This window comes from Bacteroides sp. 3_1_23, from assembly GCF_000162555.1.
GTDB classification, from domain to species: domain Bacteria; phylum Bacteroidota; class Bacteroidia; order Bacteroidales; family Bacteroidaceae; genus Bacteroides; species Bacteroides ovatus.
Genome location: NZ_GG774949.1, coordinates 1,058,809 through 1,076,392, shown reverse-complemented (window position 1 = coordinate 1,076,392; position 17,584 = coordinate 1,058,809). Strand labels below are relative to the sequence as shown.

Annotated in this window: 14 protein-coding genes and 2 tRNA genes; 9 read left to right on the top strand and 7 right to left on the bottom strand. The window is 43.7% G+C overall.

Annotation, left to right across the window (positions count from 1 at the left end; genetic code table 11):
- Positions 1-13: 13 nt before the first annotated feature.
- Positions 14-1,678, bottom strand: coding sequence for a putative transporter (locus tag HMPREF9010_RS20235; RefSeq protein WP_004297845.1), 1,665 nt, complete (start codon positions 1,676-1,678; stop codon positions 14-16).
- 262 nt (positions 1,679-1,940) lie between these two features.
- A complete protein-coding gene (locus tag HMPREF9010_RS20240; protein ID WP_008647198.1) occupies positions 1,941-2,384 on the bottom strand; it encodes a hypothetical protein in 444 nt (147 codons plus the stop codon).
- Between the two features lie 214 nt (positions 2,385-2,598).
- Between HMPREF9010_RS20240 and HMPREF9010_RS20245 the strand changes: the two genes are divergently transcribed.
- The 4 genes from HMPREF9010_RS20245 to HMPREF9010_RS20260 all read left to right on the top strand — a co-directional run bounded on the left by HMPREF9010_RS20245 (position 2,599) and on the right by HMPREF9010_RS20260 (position 6,230).
- The gene (locus HMPREF9010_RS20245; protein WP_008647197.1) at positions 2,599-4,173 is read left to right on the top strand and encodes an AAA family ATPase; all 1,575 of its coding nucleotides are present in this window, start codon (positions 2,599-2,601) and stop codon (positions 4,171-4,173) included.
- Positions 4,148-5,575 (top strand): VWA domain-containing protein, encoded by a 1,428-nt coding sequence (locus HMPREF9010_RS20250; RefSeq protein ID WP_008647194.1) that lies wholly within the window; start codon positions 4,148-4,150, stop codon positions 5,573-5,575. The genes HMPREF9010_RS20245 and HMPREF9010_RS20250 overlap by 26 nt, the downstream gene beginning before the upstream one ends.
- A gap of 428 nt (positions 5,576-6,003) precedes the next feature.
- A tRNA-Ser gene (locus HMPREF9010_RS20255) sits at positions 6,004-6,090 on the top strand.
- A 65-nt stretch (positions 6,091-6,155) separates the two neighbouring features.
- Positions 6,156-6,230, top strand: a tRNA-Glu gene (locus HMPREF9010_RS20260).
- 25 nt (positions 6,231-6,255) lie between these two features.
- On the opposite strand, the gene HMPREF9010_RS20265 is transcribed toward HMPREF9010_RS20260, so the two are convergent.
- Positions 6,256-7,077, bottom strand: coding sequence for a DUF3845 domain-containing protein (locus tag HMPREF9010_RS20265; RefSeq protein ID WP_008647192.1), 822 nt, complete (start codon positions 7,075-7,077; stop codon positions 6,256-6,258).
- Between the two features lie 15 nt (positions 7,078-7,092).
- Here HMPREF9010_RS20265 and HMPREF9010_RS20270 point away from each other — a divergent pair, with 15 nt between their 5' ends.
- Positions 7,093-7,677 (top strand): Crp/Fnr family transcriptional regulator, encoded by a 585-nt coding sequence (locus HMPREF9010_RS20270; RefSeq protein WP_004306385.1) that lies wholly within the window; start codon positions 7,093-7,095, stop codon positions 7,675-7,677.
- A 2-nt stretch (positions 7,678-7,679) separates the two neighbouring features.
- On the opposite strand, the gene HMPREF9010_RS20275 is transcribed toward HMPREF9010_RS20270, so the two are convergent.
- The 3 genes from HMPREF9010_RS20275 to HMPREF9010_RS20285 all read right to left on the bottom strand — a co-directional run bounded on the left by HMPREF9010_RS20275 (position 7,680) and on the right by HMPREF9010_RS20285 (position 12,343).
- On the bottom strand, positions 7,680-8,582 hold the full coding sequence (locus tag HMPREF9010_RS20275) for a helix-turn-helix domain-containing protein (protein WP_032846169.1): 903 nt from the start codon (positions 8,580-8,582) through the stop codon (positions 7,680-7,682).
- A gap of 93 nt (positions 8,583-8,675) precedes the next feature.
- Positions 8,676-10,418, bottom strand: a complete 1,743-nt coding sequence (locus tag HMPREF9010_RS20280; protein WP_004297856.1) for a bifunctional metallophosphatase/5'-nucleotidase — start codon at positions 10,416-10,418, stop codon at positions 8,676-8,678.
- Positions 10,415-12,343 carry a sensor histidine kinase gene (locus HMPREF9010_RS20285; protein WP_032852453.1) on the bottom strand — a complete coding sequence of 643 codons (1,929 nt, stop codon included), beginning with the start codon at positions 12,341-12,343 and terminating at the stop codon, positions 10,415-10,417. Before HMPREF9010_RS20285 ends, HMPREF9010_RS20280 begins: the two co-directional genes overlap by 4 nt.
- Positions 12,344-12,461: 118 nt before the next feature.
- Between HMPREF9010_RS20285 and HMPREF9010_RS20290 the strand changes: the two genes are divergently transcribed.
- Positions 12,462-14,594 (top strand): Tex family protein, encoded by a 2,133-nt coding sequence (locus HMPREF9010_RS20290; RefSeq protein ID WP_008647187.1) that lies wholly within the window; start codon positions 12,462-12,464, stop codon positions 14,592-14,594.
- Here HMPREF9010_RS20290 and HMPREF9010_RS20295 read toward each other — a convergent pair.
- Positions 14,566-15,462: a CPBP family intramembrane glutamic endopeptidase gene (locus HMPREF9010_RS20295; RefSeq protein ID WP_004297862.1), complete on the bottom strand. Its 897-nt coding sequence runs from the start codon at positions 15,460-15,462 to the stop codon at positions 14,566-14,568. The two genes, HMPREF9010_RS20290 and HMPREF9010_RS20295, sit on opposite strands and share 29 nt — an antisense overlap.
- Before the next feature lie 103 nt (positions 15,463-15,565).
- Here HMPREF9010_RS20295 and HMPREF9010_RS20300 point away from each other — a divergent pair, with 103 nt between their 5' ends.
- The 3 genes from HMPREF9010_RS20300 to tnpB all read left to right on the top strand — a co-directional run.
- Entirely contained in the window at positions 15,566-16,615 is a 1,050-nt protein-coding gene (locus HMPREF9010_RS20300; RefSeq protein ID WP_032846173.1) for a leucine-rich repeat domain-containing protein, read from the top strand.
- A 416-nt stretch (positions 16,616-17,031) separates the two neighbouring features.
- Entirely contained in the window at positions 17,032-17,436 is a 405-nt protein-coding gene (locus HMPREF9010_RS20305) for a hypothetical protein (protein ID WP_008647184.1), read from the top strand.
- Positions 17,424-17,584 (top strand): IS66 family insertion sequence element accessory protein TnpB (gene tnpB / locus HMPREF9010_RS25200; RefSeq protein ID WP_008647182.1); only part of this gene is annotated, 161 nt, incomplete at its 3' end. The genes HMPREF9010_RS20305 and tnpB, both read left to right, overlap by 13 nt.

Below are 17,584 nucleotides of genomic sequence, written 5' to 3'. Positions count from 1 at the left end.
TTACAATTATTTCTCAATTCAACAAGAACATTAACAACACTTGAGCGATAATTACCCGCAGAAACATACACAGCGGATAAACGGTCGCATAGGCCACGGATGGGTTGTCGCCGGGAATTGTATCGTTTACATAGTTCAGTGCCATCGGATTTGCCATACTTCCGCACAACATGCCAGATACAGTACCGAAATCAATCTTCATCATCTTGAAAGCCACAAACCCGACTAGTACGGTTGGAACAATAGTCAATCCGGCCCCTAAAGCAATCCATAACAAACCTTCCGGACGGAATACGGTGTCGAAAAAATGAGCTCCGGCATCCAGTCCCAGACAAGCAAGGTACATGGAAAGTCCCAAGGCACGTAACATCAGATTCGCACTACGGGTGGTATAAGTAATCATGTGTATCCGCGGTCCAAAAGTTCCCAGAAGAATACCAACGATAATCGGTCCACCCGCTAATCCCAGCTTCACAGGAGTACTGACACCCGGAAAAGAGAAAGGAATAGCCCCCAATGCCAAACCAAGCACGATGCCGATAAACACAACAACCAGATTGGGTTCTTTCAAACTTTTCACAGCATTTCCAAGTACTTTCTCCACATTCTGAATAGCAGCAGCCTCTCCCACTACCGTCAAACGATCTCCTAATTGAAGTACCAATCCCGGAGTAGCAAGCAACTGCACACCCGACCGATAAACGCGGCTGATATTAATCCCATAATGATTTCTCAACCGGAGTGAACCGAGTTTCTTACCATTCAATTCGGGACGGGTAACGACAATACGCTGCGAAATCAATTCACTATCAATCGCATTCCAGTCAATGTCCTCTTTATTCCAATCCGTATTTTCCTGTTCACCAAAAAGCACGGTCAAGGCCAAAGCATCTTTCTCCGCAGTTACCACCAGCAAACGGTCACCTTCCTTCAATATCTTGTCAGAAGTCGGAATACTTACATGTCCGTCACGCCATAAGCGGGAGATGACAAACTTCGGGTAACTCATGCGAGCTATATCCTTGATGCTTTTATTGAAAATAGCAGGATTGTGTACTTGAAACGCTGCAATGTAGGTTTTGTTCGCATCGTCTTTCTCTTTTATCTCCAAGTCTTCTTTGCGAACCAGCACTTTGCGAATTAATAAAACGGCAAGGATTACACCAACTACCCCCATCGGATAGGCTACCGCACATCCTAAAGCAGGAGTACTGCTGTCCATTCCCATCTGTTTCAATGTTTGTTGTGCAGCTCCCAACGCCGGAGTATTCGTCGTTGCTCCACAAAGGATACCAACCATATCAGGAAGAGAGACACCTGTCGCATAACTGGCCACCACCGTCAACAACGTTCCCAACAGAACAACTCCCAATGCCAGCATATTCAATGTCACCCCTCCTTTGCGGAAAGAGCTAAAGAAACCGGGACCGACTTGCAAACCGAGAGAATAAACGAAAATGACTAGTCCGAAACTTTCTGCGTAGTTCAACATCTGCGGATCGACCGAAAGCCCGAGATGGCCGGCGAGGATGCCTGCAAAAAAAACAAAAGTGACTCCCAGGGAAACTCCCCAGAAATGCACTCTTCCCAAGCCCAGACCAATGGCAGAAATCAATGAAAGTACCACAACAGCCTGTAAGGCAGAATGTTCGAGAAATAGACTATATAACCACTCCATGTATATAAAAACTAATAGGGCGCAAAGATAAAAACTATTTAGTCCGGTTCAAAACTTTTAAGCTTTCATTTCGCGCCCTATTTATACCCTGAATCATATATCCTGAAATCTTATTGATTACCCTTTTACTCCGTTACCTATTATTTTGTTCCTAATAACTATCCTATTTCTATCTTAACTATCTTATCCTTCTCTTTTCACCTGCATCTTGTTATCCCTCAAACGATCTTTTTCCCTCTGTTTCTTTCCGTTTTATCTTTCATCATTTCCCCTGAAACTCCACAAAGTTATTTCGTCCGTCCAGATAACCGCTTAACCTGTTTCCACCGATGTACACATCATCCAGGTATGAAACATCATTCGGTCCGTATGACATACGAATGGAAGTCTGCGCATAATTCTCCCAGCTCCAACGGAAATTATATTCATACTGCTCTACTGCTCCGTTAGGATATTCCACCCGTATATAGTCAATTCCCGTACGATCTAAAAAGAAATCCAGTTCCTGACGACAATAGTTACCGTCCATGTCCCGGTAGAAACTAACCCAGGTACGGCTACACAAATCAGCCGAACGATTATAGTATCCTGCACCATTATTATCATCATCATAGAAACTGTCTATTTCCACTTCGCAAGAGGTAAAACTTACCATCAATATAGCCATCAAAGCCAAACCGAAGTATTTAAATGTGTTCGTTTTCATATTCCTTATATTTTTAACGGTTCTCTAATTATTATCTATCATTTATCTTTCGATAGAACAAAAGTAGAGAATGAATTTTCCTTATGAAACTGAAAACTCCTACTTATCGGGAGGAAATTGCCTAAATCTAGGGGTAAATCCCCCCAATGAAGTCTATTTCAAAGAATTCTTGTATCTTTGCCTCCTGCTAACAACACATGAAATCATCTGTCGCATGAAGTCAATCAAATCCCATATCACCCAACTGCTGAAATCCCTCAATGAGGGAGTATTCGAAAAAGAACATACCATCGCACTCTCCCTATTATCTGCCATGGCAGGTGAAAGTATCTTTCTATTGGGCCCTCCGGGAGTAGCCAAGAGCTTAGTGGCGCGCAGGCTCAAGCTGGCTTTTAAAGATGCGGATGCTTTTGAATATCTGATGTCCCGTTTCAGTACACCGGATGAAATATTCGGCCCCGTCTCCATCTCAAAATTGAAAGATGAAGATACATACGAACGCATTACAAAAGGATACTTGCCGACAGCATCGATTGTCTTTCTGGATGAAATTTGGAAAGCCGGTCCTGCTATCCAAAATTCTCTTTTGACGGTAATCAATGAAAAGATATATCGCAACGGGCAGTTTACGGTGCGTGTTCCTCTGAAAGCGCTGATTGCCGCATCCAACGAACTACCCGCAAAGGGTGAAGGACTGGAAGCCTTATACGACCGTTTCCTGATCCGCCAGTTTGTCGGATGCATTGAACAGGAATATGCTTTCGACCAGATGATTTCTTCTACACGGGAAGTAGAACCTGAAATCCCGGCAAAACTCCAGGTAGACGATGAATTATACAATCAAATACAAGCTGAAAGTGAGAAAGTAGGCATCCACTATACCATCTTCGAGCTGATTCACAATATTAAACGAGAAATCGAACAATATAATACGGGACGGGATGAAAACACCCCTCCCATCTATATATCCGACCGCCGTTGGAAAAAAATAGTAGGCCTGCTCCGCACCTCAGCCTATCTGAATGAATCTCCGGGAATTCACTTCTCCGACTGCCTGCTGATGAGCGCCTGCCTGTGGGATGAAGTTTCGCAGCTCCCCATCATCGAAAACATAGTGGAACAGTCGATTGCACGGGGAATCAATACATATTTATTGGGAGAAAAACGACTGGAACAGAAACTGGATACGCTGAAAGAAAACATGAAGTCCGAACACAGCCTACGGGAACTTAGCGATCCGGGAATCCAGGTCGTAGATACCTTCTATCATCGCATAGAAGGTTACCACATTGCCGGAAATTTACTCATCTTTGCTTCGGACTACCAGTCTTTGAGGAAAGACAGTAACCGATTGTTTTATATTCAGCAGGATAAATTCCGTCCGGTCAACAAAATCCTGAAAGCTTATGATTTTGTAAAGAACAGAAATATTGCACAAAAGAATATTTATTCCCTCCGAAAAGGGAAACGATCCGTTTTCGTCAACAATCAAGAGTATCCACTACTATGTTATGATAATTGCGAACCTTTGCCAGCACAACAGGACGACAGCACTCCGTTCGAATTTACATTGCAGGAAGTGATAGATTTACTTCACCAAATGGAGGTAGAATATAAAACAATCTCCGAGCGGGAAACAGCATATACAAAGGAACATCTTTTCTTAAGCTCATCGCAAAAAAGCAAGATCAAGCGAATCTTAGGGGAGACTGCACATATCATAGAGAATTACCGGAACGAACTTCGCATCATCGCTCATGCCCATGAACAAGAGAACAGAGAGTATTAGGCTCAAACACCTGCAAGACATTTATTACGAAAAATTGCAGGGAATAGCCTATGAGGTGTATGACGAACAACTACACAATCTGATTATCCGTCCCGAAGAACTGGATGCGGACATTCACCTGTATTTTCGTCACACACAACCCTCCCTGCAAGATTTCTACTCCCGTTATGCATCGCAATGGGAATACTTTCATGAAATGAATGAAGCATCGGACGCAAAGTTTCTTCAATTCCTGAAAAACAGCGCATACCCCTTCTCCATGAAATATCACCTGGTAGACCTCAACGTAAAATACTACCTCCAACGTTTTAATGCAATCAGCCCGCGTTCCAAAGAATGGAAAGCGTTGCGGACTCTTTTTTTCGACAAGTGGCATACGCTACTCTCGAACAATGAGTTCAACTATCAGATGGAACATATCGAGCAACTCTGTGAGGATTTCTACCGTATTCAACTGGCATTAGCCAAAAATCTTCCGGTACGCGGTGGCTCACGCCTCGTCTGGCTACTTCGCAATCATAAACAGATAGCGGAACAGATTTTAGAATACGAAGAAACGATCAAACGAAATCCCGTTATCCGCGAACTGGTAGAAATCTTAGGCAAAAAACACCAAAGTAGCCGGAAACGTTTCAAAATGACCGCAGGTATTCACCGGGAACAAATTATATCTCATGCCACCCGAAGTGATATTGCAGGCATTTGTGAAGGAAACGATTTGAATAGTCTTCTCCCTCTGGAATATTGTTATCTGGCGGAAAAGAACCTGCAACCCATATTTTTCGAGCGTTTCATAGAGAAGAGACTACAAGTCATCGATTATCAATCGCACGAGAAACAAACCATCAATGATAAGAAAACAGTAGGAAATGAAGTTTCCGAAGAAGCTGAAGGTCCTTTCATCGTTTGCCTGGACACTTCCGGTTCTATGGCAGGCGAACGGGAAAGAATCGCAAAATCTACTCTACTTGCCATTGCCGAATTGACAGAAGTACAACATCGGAAATGTTACGTCATCCTCTTCTCCGATGATATCGAGTGTATTGAAATAACCGATTTAGGGAGTAGTTTCGATCGCCTTGTCGATTTTCTAAGCCAATCTTTTCATGGTGGCACAGATATGGAACCAGTCATCACACATGCTTTGCGAAAGATCAGCGAAGAAGGATATATGGAAGCAGACATCATCACCGTATCGGATTTTGAGATGCGTCCAGTCGATAAACTGCTATCCCGGACCATAGAACATGCAAAAGCAAAACAGACAAAAATGTATGCCATTTCTTTAGGAGGCAAAAGTGCCGAGACCAGTTATCTGAAATTATGTGATAAATATTGGGAATATAGTGTTCAAAACGCTGAAAGTCTTAATAAAAATAGAATTGAAGAATCAAATATTTAATCAATGTTATAAAACATCTCTTTTTTCTTGTTTTATTTGCAAATTCGACAGAAGTCCGTATATTTGTACTGTGTTTTTCATAGTATTAGATTTAAGGTTAACAAAAGATTGGCTGTCTGGGATAGATAGCCTTTTTTTATGTTCTTTTCTCACGTCAAATATACCGTCACTATCCCATCCGGATGTTTACCCTATCCCATGAAGATACCGTCACTATAATAAGCGGATAGCGTCAATATGTTTCAAGTTCCCATTCCATCGATAAAAATTAAAAGCTTTCGAAAAAAATTTCTTCCGTTTAACATTTGAAACATAGCAGGTTATCTCATTTCACAAAAAACAGGTAAAAAAAATCTTGCTAAAAGATTTGCGTAGTCCAAAAGTTCCCCCTATATTTGCACCGCATTTGAGAGAGAATGCGGGTTCAAGGAAGTTTGGGTGAGTGGCTGAAACCACCAGTTTGCTAAACTGACGTACTCGTAAGGGTACCGGGGGTTCGAATCCCCCAGCTTCCGCAAAATCTCAAAATAAAAAGAGCTAAGTTTTATAGACTTGGCTCTTTTTAAATCTATCAAACTCCGGTGGGTTCGTCTAACGGTTAGGACACATGCCTCTCACGCATGTAATACGAGTTCGATTCTCGTACCCACTACCAAAGAAAAAGAGGAAATGCAGTTTAACTACATTTCCTCTTTTTCTTTATAGATCTCGAAATAAGATTCCTTATCAATCCTCAACCGGACTCTATCCTCCCTTTTCTGTCCTGCCAGATTCACAAACAGATTGAAATACAGTTGGCTGAAAGAAAGGTTGGAACGATCATAAGTAATATCAAATGTCCAGGTTCTACGAAAAGAATCGAACGTTGCATACGATTGCTCACCCCCTTTACACATAAACACTTCCGGGAAAGACGTAGGAGGATAAGGCTGGAATAAACCCGCTAATTGAGCATAAATATAGTCAATCATCCATTCGTCTCCTGTTAAAGTCAATTCTCCCTTTAAACGAAGTTTAATGGCATAACTGGCAGTCACGTCGGACGAAGTATAAACAGGAACCTGGCTTTCTGCCGGATAGTTGCCGTCTTTATATCCAAGACTCATCGTTAGTTTGGATAGACCGACACCATTAAAGCCACTCACCTCCTGATCTGCCAACCGGTTTTTCAGACTGACCATGAATGTCAGTTTACCAAGCGTCGGATCACCCGGATATTGCGCAAGCGTGTCCAGCACATAATCTTCGGTATTGTAACTACGGGTTATTAAATCACCCTTTCCAGCCTCCAAAGCCGGACCGCCTCTTTCCACATCTACGTTGCCAACCGGATAATAAATAGCATCATTATCCCTTACGCAACCACTCAAACAGAACAGCAACACTGCCAAGCCTATTATCTTATTCATTATCATCTTACCTCTTGATTTTGCGGACAAAGATACATCTTTTTTATACCACACTTGATTTATGTCAACCGTTTTTAGTATTTTTGCACACATCAAGACAGAAAAGACATGGATACATTATTAAGAGAGACTGTAAATGCTGTTGTAAATTCCCGCTTTCCGGAAATGAGTATAGAAGGAAGACGACAGATAGAAAGTATACTGATTCGTGAAGAATTTCCCAAAGGAGCAATAGCGCTGAATGAAGGAGAAGTAGCTCATGAAATCGTATTTGTCGGCAAAGGGATGCTTAGGCAGTACTATTACAAGAATGGGAAAGACGTGACCGAACATTTCTCATACGAAGGATGTATCGTGATGTGCATTGAGAGTTTTCTGAAACAAGTACCCACCCGGCTAATCGTGGAAACCCTCGAACCTTCCATTATCTACCTGTTCCCTCGCGACATGATACAAAAATTGGCAAAAGAGAACTGGGAAATCAATATGTTCTACCAAAAGATACTGGAATACTCCTTGATTGTGTCACAGATTAAAGCAGACTCCTGGCGCTTTGAATCCGCCCGCGAACGCTATAACCTCTTGCTCGAAACACATCCGGAAATTATCAAACGTGCACCTCTGGCACACATCGCCTCTTATCTTTTGATGACACCGGAAACACTAAGCCGCGTGCGCTCCGGTGTTCTATGATTTTAGCGGCTTTTCCGGTATTCTTTAGGAGACATACCAGTGTAATGCTTGAAATACTTTCCAAAGAACGACTGGTTGGCAAAATTCAGCCGATCGGCAATCTCTTGTATATTCATACTTGAAGAATTCAGAAGTGCTTTCGCTTCCAGAATCACCAGTTCGTCTATCCACTCCCCCACCGTTTTTCCGCTGACCTCTTTTACTACTCCCGAAAGATGCTTCGGCGTCAGACACAACTGGTCAGCATAGAATTTCACGCTCCGTTCAGACTGGTAAGACTCCACTAAAGACTCATAAAAACGTTCGAAAATATATTCTTTCCGGCTTTTATTTTTCATGGTAGTAGCATTGGCTGGCACATGATTGGTAAAGATATTACAAAGTTCAAAAAAGAACCCTTGCATCAAGCCCATTACCACTTCTTTACGATATAAAGCCTCCTTATTCTTCAACCGTTTTCTGATAAATGCATGATATTCCTTCACAGTCTCCTGCTCCTGCGGTGTAAGATTGAAACACGGGTAATCTTTCAGATAAAAGAATAAGGAAAGCACATTACTGATCTTAGGCAATGTCTCCAACAAGTTCTTCGACACAGCAAAGAATATCGCTTTAAAGTCGGAACTGAAACACCGCTGTTCGACAATCTGATTAGGCAGCGCGATCACCATTAATCCGGGGAACAGTTGGAACTCACGTAAACTAATATTAAAAGTACCAGTACCTTCCAGGCAAAGACCTACCGTCAACACCTCCAGTTTAGTCGGTCCATTATACAACGATATAACGCTCTCCGTATCGAAGAGCGCTATATCATTATCAACAACATCAATGTTGCCAGAATCTATATGTTTAGAATGAACTACCGAAGAAATACCTACTTTGGGAACATTTTGAATATACATACTCTCTCTTTTTTGCGACAAATATACCAGCATTTAATCAGATATACAAGCCGTTCAAGAGTATTATCAGACATAATGAACACTTTTAGTTACTTATTGAACAGACCGGAATAAATATACAGAATCACGTTGGGCAGCCGGCACTGTCCATTTCTCCGGAACAAACTTCCACTGATTCAGGGCTTTGGGGTTCATCGTACCTTTCTTTTCGATATAATTCATCAAATAGAAACGAAGATCTTTATCTGTAGAGAAAATTATGCGGTCCTTCAAATCCTCCTGCGGAATACCCGATCCTTTCGTCAACAGTTCTCCACCACCATTACCACGATAAGAATTTAAGGCCACTTTATATATCTTATCCATACGGAAAGGAGAACCGTCCGCCATGCTCGTAATCGTAATCTTTTCTCCCTTCGGTTTTGTCACGTCCACCGTATAAATAATGCCGGAAGCCGAGTCGAAATTAAAACTGAAGTTCTGGAAAGAAGCCCTGTCTTCCGCACCTTCCCGAGGTTTCTTCTTGAACCAGAGCAGATGATCTTCCGGTGACTTCATCTGGTTCGTCCACATATAATAAGACATCTCCAGAAAATCCTTAATCTCCTTTCCGGACAACGTCATCACATACAGCATATTCTCATACTTATACAAGTTGAACATATCACTGACAAACACATCCCCTTTCTTTATCTCCGCATCAAACGAAAGCGGAGCGGCAAAAGAGATGTCAGCTCCGGTTATATCGAGCTGTAAAGTATGTATCAAATCAATAAAAGCAGAAGGACCGAAGAAAGCAGGATGAGTAGAGATACTCTCGGTAAAAGTGCCGATCTTCTTGGATACAAACTTCTGCACCGTCTCATATTGCGGAGCAAAACGCTTCATGAAATCCTCGCTGATTCCGTAAGCTTCCGTTTCTGTCAACTCCCCTTTGACGTCCTTGCTCTGCACCTTTCCATCTTTCAGTTTCAAGGTCACATCGACATTAGACAATACAATTCCATTGCTGGCCGGATCGATAATCAACACCGAATCTCCGGCTACATTCATCACCTTCTTACATTCGCGGGCATGATCGTGCCCCATTAACACGATATCGAATCCCGGCACATTCTTCGCTACGTTAAGAGAAGCATTCTCATTGTATTTGCCCGACATTTTGAAAGCCTCCTGTCCGGCATGAAACAACCCGATCACCAAATCCGGATTCTCTTTTTCACGGATAATCTTCATCCATTTGCGTGCCGTCTCTTCCATATCGTCGAAACGCAAGCCTTTCCACAGATTTTCAGAAAGCCATGCAGGGATGGCAGGAGTAATCATACCCAATACCACAATCTTCACGCCATCACGTTCCAACACCTTATAAGGAGCCAGATGGGGTTTTCCCGTAGACGTATCAATGATGTTGGCACCCAACACAGGGAAGTCACAAGTGGCTATCCAACGGTCGAACACAGCACGTCCCGTTTCCACATCATGGTTCCCCATATTACCGGCATCATATTTCATGAAATTCATCATTTCCGAACAAAGATGAGGAGACACCGTATCTATATAATTATAGTAATAGGCAGTAGGCTGTCCCTGCAAAATATCACCATTATCCAGCAATATCAGATTCTCTTTATACTGTTCACGCTCTTTCTGCACGAAAGAATAAATACGTGCCAGACTACCCTTCCACTCGTGGCGGGTTATAAAATTGTAAGGATAATAATTACCATGTACGTCACTCGTTTCCACAATCTTCAGCTTCACCACCTTTTCCTGCGCCGCAACAGACAGTACGAGACAGAAAAGCAAGCCATAAATAAATCCTATTCGTTTCATTCTTTTTCTATATTTAGCGGATGCGAAAATACGAACCGTGCCCCACCGGTATAGTCAGGATCGATCCATATACTTCCTCTCCATTTATGCACAATCAATTTACAGATAGACAATCCCAATCCGGTTCCCTGGGCGTACTCATTCAGCTTTTCAAAACGCTCGAACACAAGTCCCTGTTTTTCTTTCGGGATACCGCATCCGGTATCCGTTACCGAGAAAATAGCCATTTGCTTTTCCTCATTCACAGAAAAGTCCAAGGTAATCTTCCCGCGTTTCGTAAATTTGTCGGCGTTGGACAGCAGATTAATGATTACCTGTTGCATACGCTGCACATCCGTCACCATCCGGAAAGTTTCAAAAGAAGTGGAAAACAAGAACTGATTGTCCAACGACTGCCGTGAAAAACTAACAGAGGCAACCACCTGACTACACAACTGCACCACATCACATTCCTCCCACGTCAAAGTCACCCGGTTCGCCTCCAGACGTGAAAGATCGAGAATATCATTAATCAGACGAAGCAACAAATCCGAATTGGTTTTGATAATCTTATAATAAGACTGCTGTTCATCCTCCGTGCTACCGCCCATTGCCAGTACATCCGAAAAGCCGACAATCGAGTTCAACGGCGTCCGTATCTCATGACTCATATTGGCAAGGAAAGCACTCTTCAGACGATTAGACTCTTCCGCCCTGTCTTTCGCTACACGCAAATCCTTCTCCGATTTCAGAAGCTCGTCTTTCAAACGTTTCGTACGGAAATAATAGAAAAGAGAGATACATAAGCCAAGTACCAGAATCACGAACAAAGCACAAGCAGACCATATCTGATAAGTATATTGCTGATAGAACGAAACCGGTTGGTTGACAAGCTGCACTTTAAAAGGCAACACGCTTGGGCGCAGCCCCCACTCTTTCACCTTCCGGCTATCCAATACCGCTTTAGAGCCAATGATCGAAAGATGCTTCCCCGTATCCTCCGGGTGCTGATCCATCCGTATGGACTCCATAGCCATTTCTCCTCCCACTTTCCGATAATCGGGCAGCACTCCTCCTATCGCCCAATATCCAAGGCTCACCGATGAAGGAGTAAAAGCCGGGATGGTAGGAGTAGCCTCCATCATGGCATACGTCGCATTCCGCATGAAATACCCCTCGTTCATATCCACACGCCACGTTCCCACCAGAATAACCGTATTTTCGGGCAGCTGTCTCAATTCCTCAACGATGGTATAAATAGAATGTCTCCGGCCGTCCATCAAAATCAAATCCAGATCGGGGAACTTCTTCATTTCTTTTCGTACCAACGCTTGCATAGTCACTCCGCCATAAGTGTTGTCCGAGATAAAGGCAATGTGTTTTGTTTTCGGATAGAAAGCTTGAATCATGGAGATATTACCTTCTATATTATATTGATTGATAAATCCCGATTCCAGTTCGGGAATATCCAGATGATCTTCAAAGATATCGACAGATTCGGGCATCCAGCAATCAAGGTTTTCCACCGTATCTTTTGGCAATATCACCACATTACTACTGGCCAGACTGCACATCACCGGCACTTTCACCTGCATTTCATCCCTCTGCGACAAATAGGCAGCCCACGCTTCCTGTCCTAATAAAATAATTTGTGCCGGATGCTTTTCTCCCTGATATTTAGCCAGAATCTGCGCCATCATCGCGCTCCATAACGGAGCCTCCGAGCAACTTTTACAGTTCATGTTTTCGATGACAATGTCGCGCTGTCCTCCCAACTTACTATATTCATCCATATAATCGGAAATAGTGACCGAAGTTTGGTGCGCTGCCGGATTATAAGAGCAAATAATCAGAATAGGTTTCTTATCTTTAGAGACAGCCAATACTTCCGTTGACTGCAGAAGCCAAAGGAAACAGATAAAAAGATATCCAAGACGTCCCAGCATAATTATGCAGTTTTGATGTGTTAATTCATTAATTGAGTTGCAAATATAGTAAAACTTGTCGGGTTTAGCAGATTTATATGTATTTTTGTCGCTCATTTACTCTCAAAAAATACAAATTATGGAATTATTTCACAAGATGATTTCCGGTTTTCTGGGTATACCGGAAAGACAAATAAGTAGTACGCTCCATCTTTTGGGTGAAGGTGCTACGATTCCCTTCATCAGTCGTTACCGTAAAGAAGCCACCGGCGGACTGGATGAAGTGCAGATAGAGCAAATAAAAGAGCAACACGATAAGTTGTGCGACATAGCCAAACGGAAAGAAACGATTCTCGGCACCATCAACGAGCAGGGAAAACTGACTGCCGAACTGGAGAAACGTATCAACGACACCTGGAATCCGACGGAACTGGAAGACATTTATCTTCCTTATAAACCCAAGCGGAAGACACGTGCTGAAGTAGCCCGCCAGAAAGGGTTGGAACCGCTTGCCACCATCCTGATGTTGCAAAGGGAAAACAATCTTAGTACCAAGGCTGCCTCCTTCGTGAAAGGAGACGTGAAAGATGTGGAAGATGCCCTGAAAGGCGCCCGTGACATCATTGCAGAGCAAGTGAACGAGGACGAACGTGCCCGCAACGCGGTACGTAATCAGTTCAGCCGCCAGGCAGAGATTAGTGCCAAAGTAGTGAAAGGAAAAGAGGAAGAAGCGGCAAAATACCGGGATTATTTCGATTTCTCCGAAGCACTGAAACGTTGCACGTCCCACCGCCTGTTGGCCATCCGCCGGGCAGAGTCGGAAGGTCTGCTAAAAGTATCCATCAATCCCGACGACGAGGCATGTATCGAACGCCTGGAACGTCAGTTCGTACGTGGCAACAACGAGTGTAGCCAGCAGGTGGACGAAGCCACAGTCGATGCCTACAAGCGTCTGCTCAAGCCCTCCATCGAAACAGAATTTGCCGCTCAATCCAAAGAAAAAGCCGACGAGGAAGCCATCCGGGTATTCACCGAGAACCTCCGCCAACTTCTTCTCGCCCCTCCATTGGGACAAAAACGGGTGCTCGCCATCGACCCCGGATTCCGTACGGGATGTAAAGTTGTCTGCCTCGACGCACAAGGCAATCTGTTGCATAATGAGAATATCTATCCGCATCCTCCGGTGAACAAAACAGGAGAAGCTGCTTCCAAACTCCGTAAGATGATTGAGGCCTATCAGATAGAAGCCATCTCCATTGGCAACGGAACAGCAAGCCGTGAGACAGAAGATTTCATCAACAGCCAGAGTTTCGACCGCCAGATACCCGTGTTTGTAGTCAGTGAGCAGGGAGCTTCCATCTATTCGGCTTCGAAGATTGCCCGCGACGAGTTTCCCGATTATGACGTAACGGTGCGTGGAGCAGTCTCCATCGGCCGCCGCCTGATGGACCCGTTGGCAGAATTAGTAAAGATAGATCCTAAATCCATCGGTGTAGGTCAATACCAGCACGATGTAGACCAGACAAAGCTGAAAAAAGCGCTCGATCAGACAGTAGAGAATTGCGTGAACCTGGTCGGTGTAAACCTGAATACGGCAAGTAGCCATCTATTGACTTATATCTCCGGACTGGGACCGCAACTGGCTCAAAATATCGTCAACTACCGGGCGGAAAACGGAGCTTTCGGTTCGCGGAAAGAGTTGATGAAAGTTCCTCGCATGGGTGCCAAGGCTTTCGAACAGTGTGCCGGATTCCTCCGCATCCCCGGAGCCAAGAATCCGCTGGACAACACCGCCGTGCATCCGGAAAGCTACCACATCGTAGAGCAAATGGCCAAAGACCTGAAATGTACCATCGACGAACTGATATCCGACAAGGAACTCCGCCGGAAGATTAACATCTCCGCCTACATCACACCTACCGTCGGTCTGCCCACCTTACAGGACATTCTGCAGGAACTCGACAAGCCGGGACGTGACCCGCGTAAGGCTATCAAAGTCTTCGAATTCGACAAGAACGTGCGCACCATAGCCGATTTGCGCAAAGGAATGATTCTTCCGGGCATTGTAGGCAACATCACCAATTTCGGGGCGTTTGTCGATATAGGTATTAAGGAGAACGGATTGGTGCACCTCTCGCAATTAGCGGAACGGTTCATTTCCGATCCAACGGAAGTGGTATCCATCCATCAACACGTCATGGTCAGAGTGATGAATGTAGATTATGACCGGAAACGGATTCAGCTTAGTATGATCGGGGTACAGCAAGACTAATTGCTTCCCTTTTTTCTCCCCACCACACGATCAGAATCGTAAAAACAATCATAAGTACTGTGCAAATGAGCGAGCCTTCAAAACCGAAGGCTCCGCCATTCAGTACGTTTTCTTCGGGCATACGCAAAGTCAGCATACTGGTGGTGAAGTTGTTTCCGCTTACCTGATAACCGAGGATGGGGCCTTGAATCCAATTCCAGAAAAGATGAAGCGAGATAGGGAAACACAGATTCCGGGTATAAAGATAGGAAGCACCCAGCAACATACCGGCAAGTAAGAGATTAAGCATCGGTAGGAAAGCTATTTCTGGATTAAAGATATGCATAAACGCGAATAATGCCGACGAGATGAAGAGCGCCAGGAATTTATTCATATTAGTATGAAGCAGACGTCCGAGGATATAGCCGCGCATCAGAATTTCTTCAAACAACGCCACTAACAGGAAAAACACCCACGACCCCAATAAATCCAACGGCTTAAACTGAAAACCGGTGACTTCTATTTCTCCCAAAACAACAGAGATTCCGAAACCCAGCAAATAGAGCAAGATTGCCATCAGAAGTCCATACCACAGTCCACTGGCATGTCCTTTTAAAGAAAGTCCCAAATCAGAAAACGGACGACGTTCGAGACGAAGCAAGATTACGGCAGCAGTAAGAACAGCCAAAAGCATACTGGCCTCCACGAAAATATACCCTACTACTCCCGGATGACGAGCCTCCACTCCAAGAACCAACGACAAGCCTCCGCTAACCAGTGTCCCATACAATCCAATAAATATGAAAAGTACTACAATAAACAGCGAGATACATGCCCACACAGGAAGTCTTTTGGGTTCTTTCTTCCCATCTATGTTGTCTGCCTCCATTTTTACAATTTGTTAATCCGGCTACAAAATTAGATATAAAACATAAAAAAACATCATGTATTCTCTATTTTTCCTATATTTGTCAGAACAAATCTACAAAATTATGAAAATTAAACTACTATTGATAAGTTTCTTACTGGCCGCTAATGCATTAGGAGCCGCCGCCCAAGTGAGTAAGACGTATTATGTGAGTAAGCCCGGTACGCTGATTTCCATGATGACTGAAGAGGAAGCCAACAGTGTCACCCACCTCACACTGACCGGAAAACTGAATGCAGAGGACTTCCGGCATCTCCGTGACGAATTTGCCAATCTGAAAGTATTGGATATTTCGAACGCAGAAATCAAGATGTACAGCGGAAAAGCCGGTACTTATCCCAATGGAAAATTCTACATTTATATGCCGAACTTCATCCCTGCCTATGCTTTCTCGAATGTGGTAGGCGGAGTGACCAAAGGTAAAGCCACTCTGGAGAAAGTGATTCTTTCGGAGAAAACGAAGAATATAGAGGATGCCGCCTTCAAAGGTTGCGAGAATCTGAAAATCTGTCAGATCCGGAAGAAGACAGCTCCCAACCTGTTGCCGGAAGCATTGGCAGACAGCGTTACCGCCATCTTCGTCCCTCTGGGAAGCAGCGACTCTTACCGCTACAAGGACAGATGGCAGAATTTTGCTTTTATCGAAGGCGAACCGGTAGAGACTACCCTGCAAGTGGGGGCAATGGGTAAACTGGAAGAAGAGATCCTGAAAGCCGGACTGCAACCCAGAGACATCAACTTCCTGACCGTTGAAGGGAAACTGGATAACGCTGACTTCAAACTTATCCGTGATTATATGCCGAATCTCGTATCGGTTGATATTTCCAAGACGAATGCAACGGCTATCCCCGACTTCACTTTCTCGCAAAAGAAGTATCTGCTGAATATGAAATTACCTCATAACCTGAAATCAATCGGACAGCGTGTATTTAGTAATTGCGGTCGCTTGTGCGGCACGCTGGAATTACCGGCCAGTGTAACGGCTATTGAGTTCGGTGCTTTTATGGGATGCGATAATCTCCGCTATGTGTTGGCTACCGGAAATAAGATTACGACGCTGGGTGATAATTTGTTCGGGGAGGGAGTTCCGAGCAAGTTGGTTTATAAGAAATAAAAGAATTGAGGGCTGTCTAAAACTTCAACTTACTAAAAACAGCCCTTTTCTTATTTAAAAGAAACATGCTTTTGGCCAATTTTAAGCAGAATGAATATATTCATGATTATTTCACATATAGATTGTTTCCTCTTCCTAAAGCATAGCTTTTGCCCACCTAAAGCTAAGCTTTCCGTTCTCTAAAGCTATACTTTTTACTTATACTAAAAGAAGTTTCACACTTCTCCTACAAAAAACTCATTTCTCTATTCTCCTTCACCTTTCTTCTGAACTCCTGATAAATAAGCTCTCTACGGGTGAAGGTAGAGTTTTTCATCATTACATTCATCGTATTGCATATGTAAGCGTCTCCGCGATTCTATCTTGTCGCCCTTTTTTCATTCTTATATTTTTGCTATGTATAAAAATGAAGCATTATGGATTTAGCAGAAAATCGATTTGGAAAAACTTGGAAACATTTCCTTGAAACATTGAAAGTAGACTACAATTGTCCTTTAGCCGATGTTTGCCGCGATCAGCATACCACTTTTGGTGGTATGAGTTCCTGGATGTCCAGACGGGGCTATAGCGTTAAACAAGCCAAGGCAGATGTGGTCCGTGATTATTATGGCGGCGTTGAACCCTCCCAACCGACAACTTCCTCTCCTTTATTCACTCAAATAGCACCCGCCATGTTGTCGGAAGAAGAGTTTAGTCTTGCCGGGATCACAATCACCTTTAACAGTGGAACCACCATTTCGGTCAAACGGGCCACACCCGGTGGTGTGATTAAAATGTTGCGCGATTACGAAAGAACGGAGGGAGATCTATGTATTCTCTAACATCAGCCAATCGCTACTATCTGTACCAGGGCTTTGTTCGTATGAACCTTGGCATTGACGGTTTATTCAAAATTATACGATCGGAAATGAAGGACTTGTCTCCCGTTTCCGGAGATATCTTTTTATTCTTTGGTAAAAACCGACAAAG